Source organism: Lentimicrobium sp. S6 (genome assembly GCF_013166635.1).
Taxonomy (GTDB): Bacteria; Bacteroidota; Bacteroidia; order Bacteroidales; family UBA12170; genus UBA12170.
In genome coordinates, this window is record NZ_JABKBZ010000002.1 from 20,523 (window position 1) to 33,668 (window position 13,146).

Here is a 13,146-nt window from a genome sequence, read left to right on the forward strand (position 1 = left end):
GTATGAAAAATAGATTTTTACGATTTACCTTTGTAGTTTTTCTTGCAGGTTTAACATCAGTTTTGATGGCCTTTTCTGTTGATGGAAATGACAATAATCCTATCAACAAGAATTCAAAAATGACATCTGGTGAGTACTTCTCCAAAATCAAGACGAATCAGCACACTGGAACCATTTCCATTACTGATGTGATTTCAGCGAGAGAATCATCTCAATTAATGAGTCATTTTAAATCGCAAGCATCCACTTACCAATGGACTTCAATGGGACCACTCAACTATGGTGGACCAACAAAAGCAGTGATCATCGATAACACTGACGCAAGTGGTAACACATTTTTCGCCGGTAGTACTTCTGGTGGTTTATGGACATCTACAAATTATGGCGCTACTTGGTCCATGGTTCAGTTAGATGATGTATTGAATGTTTCTTCTATCTGCCAAGCAGATAATGGAACTATTTATGTAGGTACTGGAGTAAGCCTTGAGCCTGCAGCAGATAAGCTTTCAGAAGGTAGTACTATTGGAAAAGGGATATACAAATCAACCAACGGAACTACGTTTGAGTTAATGCCAGGTACAGCACCTGATGGCTCTAACCCTGAAGGTGATTGGGCATTTATCCAGAAATTAGCCGTTGATGGTTCTGGAAATTTATTTGCAGCAACCAATACTGGTTTAAAGTATTTTAATGGAGCTGAATGGACTATGGCAAAAGCAGGTGATACTGAACTTTCAGGAAAGAGCTGCGATGTTATAGTAAAGAATGGTTCTGTTATAACAGCTGTAGCAGGAAATGCATATATTTCTACAGGAAGTGCAATAGGTTTCACATTAATTTCTGGAGAAGAAGAAGGAATGCTACCTTCAGGTTCATTTGGAAATATTAAATTTGATATCTCAACAACGAATGCTGATTATATTTATGCAAGTTACGTAACTACAGAAGGCTCATTACATAATGTTTATGTAACTACTGATAAAGGTTTGACTTGGAGAGTAGTTTATCCTGGAGGCTCTTCAATTGGTGATATCTATTATGGTCAAGGATTAAGAAATAATGCCATTGCGGTTTCTCCTACGGACGAAAAGAAAGTGTACCTTGGAGCCTACGATGTTTATCAAGGATATGAATCACAATCTACTGGTTATTATAACTGGACTCAAATAACAAATGGTAATTTCCCCCCTTACCCTAATGGTTTTACTTCAAACTATGTTCATTTTGGTATAAATACCATTGTATTTGATGCCTCAAGAAATGGAAATGCCATTATTGGTAGTGATGGAGGAATGAGCCTCACAACAAATGGTTTTGGTAGTACAGAAATTATTAACCGTGGCTATAACACTTCTGAATATTTTACAGTAAACGCATCTAAAGGGGGGGCTGTATTAGCAGGTTCTCAATTTAATGGTGTTCATAGAATTGAAGACAATGGCTCTAAGCAAGCAATTGAAATGCTAGTGGGCAAATTTGGTTCTGCTAGTGCTGAAACAGGTGGTTATAACCATATCAGTTTTATCAACCCTGAATTTGTAGTTTGTTCTGATGAAAATGGTAATTTCTGGAGATCAGAGGACGACGGTATAAATCAAGACCCAACTATTATAAATGACATTGAAATAGGTGAAGAGTTTATGACTCCATTTTTAATGTGGGAAACAACAAATGACCCTTATTCTACAGATACAGCAGAATTTGTAGCTCGTACAAGAGCTTACCAAGCTGGTGAAGAAGTTTATGTACAAAGTAATTCTTATGAGTTTCCATTCAAAGCTATTTTAGACCAAAATGTTGATTCAGCAGGGACTGCTCTTGTTCGAGATATCGTTTCTACAAAAGCTTTCATAGCAACACAAGATGCTGTTTATATGACCACAGGAATGCTTGACTATACAGCAATTCCTACTTGGTGGAAAATTAGCGAGATTGAAGGCCTACCAACTTGTATGGCATATTCGGCAGATGCTAATTATGTTTGGGTTGGTACTTTAGAAGGTAAGTTATATAGACTTTCAAACATCTCTAGAGCTCATTCAGAAGAACAAGCCGACATTAACAGACCTGGCTGTATTATAGCAACACAAGAAATTGCGTTATCTACAAGCCAAGCGGTTACTTCTGTTTCAGTTGATCCTAAAGATGCTGAGAACATTGTTTTCACTCTAGGAAACTATGGCAACACGGATTATGTTTTTGCTTCTACAAACGGCATGAGTGATGCACCTGAGTTTTCAAGTATTCAAGGAAACCTTCCAAAAATGCCAGCTTATGCCTCTTCTTTTGAAGTAAATGCTGATGGTCTTGTTTTTATTGGTACTGAAAATGGAATGTTCATCACATCGAATTTTGATGCAAATCCTGTTGAATGGATCTATGAAGATGCTGCATTTGGTAATGTTCCTGTATTTGCCATCAGACAACAAAATGTTAATTGGCCTTCTGCTAAATTCCCAGTAGGAGATAATTATTTATTCTATGCAGGAGCCAATAATTATGGAGCCATGTATGTAGGTACATTTGGCGGTGGAGTATATGTGAGTAAAGACTTTGTTGGTTTTGAAGAGTTTAACGCTCCTATTGCTAAGGAAGGAAGTATTGAGCTCTATCCAAATCCTGCACAGAACCTAATTAATATTGCTTATCATGCAATAAATAGTTCATCAGTAAGTGTAGATATATTTGACCTTAGTGGTAAACTAATTATGAATCAACAATTCAACAATCAAGCAGATCATTCAAATTTAGAGCTTGATCTTTATAACCTTCAAAACGGTTCATATATTGTTAGATTAACAGATGGTCAGAAGCAATATCAAACTAAATTGGTTATTTCTAAATAGTTATTAATAAATAAAAGATATAATGATGAAGAAATTTTACGGAATATTTATCATGTTATTAGTGGTACAGCTAGGATTTGCTCAAAAAGTGACCGTACCGCAACTTACATCACCCGAAAATGAATTTGAAACAGCTATGCCAGATGCAGTTTTGGATTGGGTAGCCGTTTCAGGAGTTGGAGAAATCACCTATCATGTACAATTAGCAACTGATGCTAGTTTTACAAACTTAGTTGTTGATGAAAACCAGAATGAGATCTCTGCTTATTATAATAGTAACTTACTATTTGGTCAAGAATACTTTTGGAGAGTAAAAGCCACGGATAACAATGGTACTTCTGAATGGAGTGATACCTTTACATTCTCTGTTTTTACAGAAGTTGAACTTTCTAAGCCAAATGATGGTAAAGATGGTATTGACATTTTAGCGGAACTAAAATGGAAAAACAGAAGTAATGGTGAGACCATTGTAGGTGTTGGTGGATTTGATATCGACATTGACACTGTAAATACTTTTGACAGCCCATACCACAGCATGATCAATGCTGAAGGTGTTGTTTTCGAACAAATTACCGACTATCTCCTTTTTGGGAAAGTACATTATTGGAGAGTTAGAGCTATGCATGCAGATGGATTTAGCCCATGGTCTGAAATTAGAGAGTTCGAAACAGTACCTACTGTTGAACTAGACAAACCCAGTAACAATACCACTGACGAAGAGTTTGACCTAACTCTAAAATGGGACAAATTAGGTGATGAAGGTGATGATTTTGAATATACATTAGAAGTTAGTACTGATGAAGTATTTACAGAACCTGTTACTATTATTACTCTAAATGATGAAGCAGAACCTGACTTTTTAAAATTTGGCCATGAATATTGGTGGAGAGTGAAAGCAACTACTCCTACTAGTACATCTCCATGGTCTGAAGTTTATAAATTCACCATGATAGCTTCACCAGAATTAACAAGTCCTGAAAACAATCAGGAAGTAAATACACTTCGCCCTAAGCTAGAGTGGGAAACTATAGAAGGTGCTGCTGGTTATGAAATTGTTTTAAGTGAAAATGCTGATTTATCAGATGGAATGATGTATACAGTTGACAATAACACAGGTAGCTATCCTCTTCCAGTTTTAGATAGAAATACTAGCTATTATTGGTCGGTTAAAGCGACAAGAGAGAATGATGATTCTGAGTATGCTGAAACTTTTATGTTTAATATTATTAATGTAGGAGTTGAAGAATTAACTAACATCTCTGAAGTAAGCTTATTCCCAAATCCTGCTACTACATCTATGGCTTTATCTTTTATTGCTAAACAAAGTGGTAATCTTGATATTGTAATTTCTGATATTTTAGGAAAAACTGTTTCCAATCAATCTGTTGATGTAAAAACAGGACTTTTTAATGAAAATATTAACATAGAAGATTTAAACCAAGGAATTTATTTCTTAGAATTAAATCAAAACAACGAAAGCAAAGTAATTAGATTTTTAGTGAAATAATTACAAAACAAATATTCTAAAAGAGCTACTCCAAAAGAGTGGCTCTTTTTTTTGTTATACGATTTTCATAATCTTTCCGTTTATCAACAATACGATGTTATCATCTATCAAAGCTTAGCTTTAGCCAGTTTTCATTTGTTGGTAATTTAGCAATATCAAATATTATGACCATGCGAAAAAGATTATTCTATAGCATATTAAGTTTATCATTATCCCTTTTCTCTGCCAACTACTTGGCGGCACAAAGCTCTCAGGCCAATAAGGAGTTCCAGTCTCAACAACTTCTACTAAGCGATTTAACAGAAAATAATAGGCTTTTAGCGGCTCAAACCCTCATTCATGATTTAAAAAAGGGAAGGGCAAACCTAAGTCAATTATCAGATTTAGAATATTATAATGCATTAATTTCCCTAAAACTAGATCTAAGAGAAGGACCAGGATTAGTAGAGAAATTTGAAAATGACTATCCCCATTATAGTAAACTCGAAACTTTGAAAAAAGAAAGAGGAGACTACTATTTTAAGCATAAGAAATTCAAAAACTCGGTAGTTGAATACGAACAAGTACGCCCAGCAAATCTGGAACCAGAGGATAGAAACACCTATTTCTTCAAATTGGCTTATAGCTACTTCATGAACGACAAGCCCAAAAAAGCCAAGACTAATTTCTATAAAGTAAAAGACAGCAAATCTTCTTATGCACATTCTGCCACCTACTATTATGCACATATCAACTATGATGAGAAGAATTTCCCTTCAGCATTAAAAGGATTTGAAAGTCTTCGGGATAATTCAACTTTTAAATCTATTGTCCCTTATTACATTTGCCAAATATTCTACCAAGAAGAAAATTATGATAAACTTTTAGAAACAGCTCCTGCCCTTTTTGAGGAGGCCAGAGGTCCAAGGAAAAATGAAATTGCCAAATTAGTGGGCGATGCCTATTTCAAACAAGAAAAGTATGATAAAGCCATAGAGTATTTAGAGTTCTACAAGTCTAATAGCAATTCTGGATATGAAAAATCGGATTATTACCAGTTGGCTTTTGCCTATATGAAAGTTGATAATTATGAAAAAGCCATTAAGTACTTCGAGAAAGTAGGGAACAAAAACGCAGCTATTTCACAAAATGCCTTATATAATCTTGGCAATTGCTATCTAAAAACCAATCAAAAAGAGTTTGCTGGAAAAACTTTTTATGCGGCCTATCAAATGGATTTTGATAAGACCATACAAGAAGATGCCATGTTTAACTTTGCTAAGATATCTTTTGAACTGAGCAACGACCCTTATAATCGAGCCATTACAGCTATAGACACTTACATCAAAAACTATCCCAATTCACCTCGGAAAAACGAAGCATATGGCTATTTGGTCAATTTATTTCTCTCCTCTAAGAATTATAAAGGAGCCTTATCCGCTATTGAAAGCATCCCCAATAGAAGTGAAAACCTCAATAAAGCCTATCAAAGAATTGCCTTCAATAGAGCTACAGAACTCTATCAAGAATCCAGATATACGGATGCTTTTGACCTTTTTGAAAAATCGCGCAAGTATCCATCCGACAAAAAGATGAGTCTGCAAGCAAAATTCTGGGCTGCCGATTGTCAATATCAAATGAAAAGCTATTATAAAGCCATTAAAGCATGGAAAGAACTTGCAAGCGATTATAAGATCCATCAAATTAATGAAGCCAATAAACTTAATTATAATATTGCTTTTTCTTATTATAGATTAGATGATTATTCAAATGCTATAGAATGGTATTCAAAAGTAATCAATGACAGAAAATCACCTGAGAAATTAATAGCGGATGCCTATTTAAGAAGTGGAGACTGTTACTATCTTCTTAAAGATTATAGAAATGCCATTACCTATTATGGATCAGCTTTCGATTTAAAACAATCCAACGCCGACTATGCCCTCTACCAAAGAGCATTAGCCCATGGTGCTGATGGTAACCTTCAACAAAAGACGGAGGAGTTAAATTACTTCTATTCCCAATATCCGAAATCAGATTTAGGGGATGATGCCTTATATGAACTAGGGACAACCTATCTGATCTTCGAACAAAGTCAAAAAGCCATCAATAGCTTCAATAACTTGGTGAAAGATTATCCTAACAGCCCTTTTAAAAGACAAGCCCTTTTAAAAATTGGGTTAACCTATTATAACATGGACAAAAAGCAAGAGGCTTTACAAGTATTGAAGCAAGTAGTTCAAAATTATTCTGGTACTAAAGAATCAAAGGAAGCACTAGTAAGTATCCGAAATATATACGTAGAATCGAATGCAGCTGATGATTTCTTTGTTTATGTAAAGAATATTCCGTTCGTAAATATTAGTAATAATGAGCAAGATAGTATCACCTATATGGCCACAGAAAATGTATATATGAACGGGAATTGCCGAGAAGCAGTACCTGGTTTTAATCATTATTTAGAGAAATATCCACAAGGTGCTTTTAGTATTAACGCTCACTTTTATAGAGGCGAATGCTTGCTTAAAACCAGTGAATACGATCTAGCCCTACTCGACTATCAGTTTGTATTGACTAACTCAAAAGCCGCCTTTAGAGAATCCTCTCTTCTTAAATCGGCACGAATATATAGATACAACAAAAACTATGTAATGGCTCTTAGAAACTATCAACAACTGTTTAATATTGCTTCTAGCGAGATATATCTCTCAGAAAGTCTCGATGGACAATTAGAATGCTTTCAGCAAATGGGGCAAAACGATAGCATATTGGTCATTGGTAAAACCATTTTAACATCGAAAGTAGTTTCTGAACCTACCATGAAAAAGGCCCATTCATATATGGCACATGCAGCTCTAAAAACTGGAGATTTAAGTTTGGCTAATAGAGAATACACCATAGTATCTAACCTCATGCAAGGAGAAAGTGCTGCAGAGGCTAAATATTACCAAGCGCTCATTCAGTATAAATTAACCAATTATAAAGACTCAGAGAAAATAGTTTTTGAGCTTATCAACGAATATGGCTCATATGACGAATGGATTACTAAGGGTTTTATCTTATTGGCAGATATCTATGTAAAATATGACAATACATTCCAAGCCTTGCAAACACTGCAAAGTATTATAGATAATCAAGAGGATTCTGTACTTGTTAATATGGCCCTAAAGAAAAAGAAAGTGGTGGAAGAATTAGAAGCCATAGAAGAACGAGAACTAAATACGCCAGCAGAAACTGACAGCGTAACATTAGATCCAGAACAACAATAGCCTTAATTTTTAAGATTCATAATTATGAAAGTAAATCATCATCAATATATCAACAGTATTAAAATAGGCTTTAAGTTCATTTTAGCCTTCCTAGTTTGGTTTCCACTATTGAGTGTAGCGCAGGTTGAAGAAATGGATACCGATGAGGAAGTAATGGTTATTGCACCATTTAATCCAAGCATCAGTAAGGCACAAAAACTCAATTTTCAACCTCAAGCAGATACCAATAGGGCACAAAAACTCAAAATTGACTATCTAACAACGCCTCAACTATTCGAGACCAATTATTCTCTGGAGAAATTGACTGCTGCAAAATTTGTAGACAGAAAAAATCCGAAATATGCACAAAACTTTGCCAAAGCAGGTTATGGTTTATATAATAGCATTTACGGTGAACTATTTGTGAATAGCGAAATGAGCAAAACTTCTCAGGTGGGTGTTCATGTTCGTCACTATTCTACCAATGGTGGAATTGATAAATTTGCCTATTCAGGAAGTTCTTTAACTACTGCAAAGGTATGGACTAAAAGTGTAAGAAGAAAGCAAACCACAAGTCTTTCTGTTGATTATAAAAGAAATCAAATCCATCAATATGGCTTCAGATTAGAAGATTATCCTATTCTTAGCTTTCCTAGCTCAAGTGCTGAAGCTTTAAAAAACGATATTAATCAAGTTTTTTCCCATATTGGTTTCAATGGGGATATCTTGGGGAATTTTGATACTAAATTCCGAGATTGGAAAATTCAATTGGGATATAAATATTTCTGGGATATATTTAAAACCTCTGAACATCTAATTGATATTGATGCCTATTACGAGCATCCAGTAGACTGGATTAATGTGGATCAGCAGCATATTGGAGTTGCTTTCAATACTCAAACTTACAGCACTAAGTTTAACTTTTCAGGCCTCACCCCTTCTATTGATAGCTCCGAAAGCTATTTCCATGGTTTATACGACATAGCTCCTTATTACCAGATTAAGCACGAAAACTTAACTTTAGAATTGGGAGCCAAATTAAGCATGGGTTTAGATAGCAATACCAATGTTCGAATAGCTCCACGTATAAAATTAGAAGTCGGTTTATTGGGTGACCAACTCCTACTATACGCCCATGTTAATGGTGGAATCTATAATAATAGCGTATTTGGATTAAGTACAGAAAACAACTTTATAAGCCCTGTGATTCCATTGATGTATACTGAGAATAAATACCAAGTAAAAGTTGGTCTAAAAGGTCACTATTTAAGCTTTCTCGACTATCATGCATTCGTAGAAACATCCGCATTTGAGAATATGCCTATGTATGTGACAGATGTAACTTCACCCTATAACAATACTTTCACAGTGATTTATGATGGAGGCCAGCAATTAGGTGCCGGAATGGAATTCCTCTTTAAAACTGAAAGATGGAATGTAGAACTCATGGGAAAATACCAATCTTTCACCATGGATACCGCTACTAGAGCATGGCAAAAGCCATCCTTTACTTATAAATTGAAAGTAGGATATTATGTTCTAGAAAACTTGAAAGTAACAGGTTTACTATTGGGACAATCGAAAATGTATAATCTTTATCAGGGAGAAAAAACAGTTGAACCCTGGATGGATTTCAGCTTAATGGCCGATTATCATTTAAGCAAAGACTTGGGCTTCTTCTTGAAGGTTACGAATATCTTCTCTGACCAATATCATATTTGGTATGAATATCCTGTGCAAAGTATTGGATTTATGGGTGGCATCCATTTTGCTTTTTAATAGCTACCCACTGCTGCTATTAACTTTTAGCACTATAAAAAAATATCTGGCTTTATAGCCATTGAGCTTTTCGAAATGGCTATAACATTTTACTTTTCAATGCCTTTTTGGCTATTCGCACAAAACCAAAACTATTCTAAACTCTTAAGAAAGCACTTTTGTGATTTCAATAAATTCGGCTACTCCTAATTGTTCTGGTCTTTTGATGGCTAAATGTCCAAGTTCTTCAAGGTGATCTTTAAAACCCATGGTTTTAAGAGAGTTTGAAATGGTTTTTCTCCTTTGACCAAATGCTGTTTTAATCACTGTCTTAAAGATCTTCTCATTGCAATCTAATTCTTTCACACCATTTCTACGCAACCTTATAACTCCAGACTTTACCTTCGGAGGGGGATTAAAAACCTCAGGTTCCACAGTAAAAAGATATTCAATATGGTAGAAAGCTTGTAACAATACACTTAGAATACCATAAGTTTTTGAACCTGGACCAGCAGCTACTCGTTCAGCTACTTCTTTCTGAAACATCCCAACTACTTCTTCCACCTTATGCCGATCGTCCCACACTTTAAACAAAATCTGAGTACTGATATTATAGGGAAAATTACCAACTATGCTATATTTCTCGGGAAAAACCTCCTCTAAATTTAATCGAAGAAAGTCTCCTAAAATCAATTGGCTTTTTAAATCAGGATGCACTTCCAATAAATAAGCTACTGATTCCCTGTCAATTTCAATGATTTGAAAATTACCAATGGGTTTCTCCAAGAGAAAATCTGTTAAGACTCCAGTTCCTGGTCCAATTTCTAAAAGATTCTGAGTATCTTCCCTCAAGGCATTCACAATATCTGCAGCAATACTCTTGTCATTTAAAAAATGCTGTCCGAGTTGCTTTTTGGGTCTTACATGATTCATTTGGCGAAAGTACAAAAAAAGCATTCTAATGTGGTAAAAGGAAAAATTATGAATATATTTGGCAACTCATAACCATGTTATTGGTCTTATAATCATAATATAATTTACATCAAATGAAAAACATATTTCTTCTATTTATTAGTTTAATTATAACTATTCAAATTCAAGCGCAAGACCAGATGGTGGTTAGGCTTGATAATGCAGGACAAAACGAATTAAAAACATTCAAACAAAAGAAATTAGAAATTACTGCCTATAAAGAAGGTGCATATCTTGATGCTTTAATTAGTCAAGAAAAGTATCAGGAATTGATTGATGAGGATTTCCAACTAAGAATCACACAAACAGCTAAAAAAAATAAAGCTCATTTGAGTCAGCAAAAAGGTATCGATGGTTACAGAACTTATGATGAAGTATTAGCCGAATTACAACAACTAGCAATTGACTATCCTGAAATATGCACATTAACTGACATTGGAGACAGTCATGGAAAAGAATATTTTAATAGTGGGATGACGAATTACGAAGATTATCAACATGATATTTGGATGTTGAAAATATCTGACAATGTGAATGAAAACGAAGATGAGCCAGCGGTTTACTATATGGGTGCGCACCATGCTCGCGAACCAATTTCCACCGAAGTGGTGATGGGAATTGTCAATCACTTATTAGATAATTATGGGACTGACAGTGATATTACCAATATGGTAAATGCATCTGAAATCTATATCGTACCAATAGTAAATCCTGATGGTCACGAAGTAGTACTAGACCAAATAAATACATGGTGGAGAAAAAATGCAGCGGATAATAATAACGATGAAATATTCACCAGCATGAGTGAGGGCCCTGACGGTGTAGATCTAAATAGAAACTATGGGTGGGAATTTGGTGGTTCTGGTGCTTCTGGCACTCCTTCAAGCGATCTTTTTCATGGCCCTGGTGCATTTTCTGAACCAGAAGCATATACAATGAAGGAACTATTGGCCAGTCATCACTTTACTACTGGTATTTCATTCCACAGTTATAGCGAATTAGTCCTATTTCCTTATGCTTACTCTGCTACTACCCAAGCTCCCGACCATTATGCCATGGAAGAATTGGCAATAAATATGGCCGAGACCATTCCTAACATAGTGGGTTCAGGTCATTATATTCCAGAACAATCCAATGAGCTATACCCAGCTGCAGGAATTACAGACGATTGGGCCTATGGAAAGCATGGAATATTCTGTTTTACCGTAGAACTAGGTCAAGAGTTTATTCCACCAGCAAGTCAGGTTCCACAAATTGTGGAAGACAATATTGAATCTGCTCTGCTAGTTTTAAACAGAGCAAACCACCAAACATTAAGAGGCCATGTATACGATGCAGAAACTAATGAAGCAGTAGTTGCTGAGGTATTTATAGAAGGACTTGATGATCAAGGAGATTACAGAGAACCATATATGAGCAATACTGAATTTGGTGCCTACTACCGTTTGTTGCTAGAAGGCGAATTTAATGTAACTTTTTCTGCTTATGGATATATTCCACAGACCTTCTCTGCATTAGAAATCACAGCAAATGAAATCACTATTCAAGATGTTTATTTAGAGCGAGCTGAAAGTGGCCCTATATATGGCAGCGTGATTGATGGTGTAACAGGTGAAAATATTGAAGGCGCTGAAATTAGCATTTTAAACTCTCCAATTCCGGCAACTTATACTGATGCAAATGGTGTTTATAATATAAATGATGTGAGTTTCAGCAACAATAGAATTAGAGTTTCTAGGGAAGGTTATGCTCCATTCTTTATAGAACAAGATATTAATGAAGACCATTATATAATCAACTTCGTTTTATTACCTGCTCAAGCCATCAGTTTTGAAAGTGGAGAGATTGGCGAAGAATTTAGTATGTCATCAAATCCTTGGACTATCGATGGAAACAACTCTTGGGATAATAACTACTCAGTTGTTTCAGGAGCAATCGGTAACAACCAAAGTTCAATAATGACATTGGAAATAGAAGACAGAGCTTCAGGTATCGTGAGCTTCTATACAAAAGTTAGTAGTGAGTCAGGGTATGATTTTCTTCACTTTTTAGTTGATGGTGCAACACTAGGAAGCTGGAGTGGAGAAACTGGCTGGACTCAAGTAGTATTCCAACTTGATGAAGGTAATCATGAATTAGAATGGAAATATACAAAAGATGGAGGTGCTATTGGCGGGTTAGATAAAGCATGGGTAGACTATATAGAAATCCCTCCAGTTTTAACCACCATGGTAAATGCGGGTCCCGACCAAATTATTTGCACCAATGAAACTGCAAAACTAAATGCTTTTGCTGCCAATTATTCAACACTGAGCTGGACAAGCGATGGAGATGGAAGCTTTAGTAATACAAACAGCTCCGAAACCATATATACACCTGGAACAAATGATATAGCCAATGGCGAAGTTAACTTAAGTATTGCCGCAGAGGGTAGTACTACAGCAACAGATGCTATGGTACTCACAGTAGATATCTGTACAGGCATCGAATCCATAAATAAACTTCCTGAATTCACACTCAGCCCAAACCCTGCTAAAACTTGGGTTAATATTTCTCTTTTGGAAAATAAAGCAGATTATTTAGAAGTATATAATATGTCTGGCGAACTCATTCAGTCTATTCAACTCATTGAAAACCAAAAAGACCTAAAATTAAATATCTCAAGATACTTAAGTGGTGTCTATGTGGTAAAAGTGAGTAATTCAAATGGCGAATATCAAGCACAAAGATTGCTCATACAATAGCCTCCACAAGAATAAATAAATCAAACCTATCCGTTTTGTAGCTGATAGGTTTTTTTGTGACCTTGAAAAAATATTATTCAAAATATTTCTTC

6 protein-coding genes are annotated in these 13,146 nt (G+C 35.4%); 5 read left to right on the plus strand and 1 reads right to left on the minus strand.

The features are described 5' to 3' along the window. Window positions 1-2 precede the first annotated feature (2 nt). The 4 genes from HNS40_RS01095 (at window position 3) to HNS40_RS01110 (ending at window position 9,359) form a co-directional block, all read left to right on the plus strand. Window positions 3-2,846 (plus strand): T9SS type A sorting domain-containing protein, encoded by a 2,844-nt coding sequence (locus tag HNS40_RS01095; RefSeq protein WP_172276364.1) that lies wholly within the window; start codon window positions 3-5, stop codon window positions 2,844-2,846. Window positions 2,847-2,868: 22 nt separating this feature from the next. Continuing rightward, window positions 2,869-4,353: a T9SS type A sorting domain-containing protein gene (locus HNS40_RS01100; RefSeq protein WP_172276366.1), complete on the plus strand. Its 1,485-nt coding sequence runs from the start codon at window positions 2,869-2,871 to the stop codon at window positions 4,351-4,353. 170 nt (window positions 4,354-4,523) lie between these two features. Then, on the plus strand, window positions 4,524-7,601 hold the full coding sequence (locus tag HNS40_RS01105; protein WP_172276368.1) for a tetratricopeptide repeat protein: 3,078 nt from the start codon (window positions 4,524-4,526) through the stop codon (window positions 7,599-7,601). Window positions 7,602-7,625: 24 nt separating this feature from the next. Then, window positions 7,626-9,359, plus strand: coding sequence for a hypothetical protein (locus HNS40_RS01110; RefSeq protein WP_172276370.1), 1,734 nt, complete (start codon window positions 7,626-7,628; stop codon window positions 9,357-9,359). Between the two features lie 144 nt (window positions 9,360-9,503). Here the strand turns inward: HNS40_RS01110 and rsmA are convergent, their stop codons facing one another. Continuing rightward, window positions 9,504-10,271, minus strand: coding sequence for a 16S rRNA (adenine(1518)-N(6)/adenine(1519)-N(6))-dimethyltransferase RsmA (gene rsmA, locus HNS40_RS01115; protein ID WP_172276372.1), 768 nt, complete (start codon window positions 10,269-10,271; stop codon window positions 9,504-9,506). A gap of 113 nt (window positions 10,272-10,384) precedes the next feature. Here rsmA and HNS40_RS01120 point away from each other — a divergent pair, with 113 nt between their 5' ends. Continuing rightward, a complete protein-coding gene (locus tag HNS40_RS01120) occupies window positions 10,385-13,054 on the plus strand; it encodes a M14 family zinc carboxypeptidase (protein WP_172276374.1) in 2,670 nt (889 codons plus the stop codon). Window positions 13,055-13,146 lie beyond the last annotated feature (92 nt).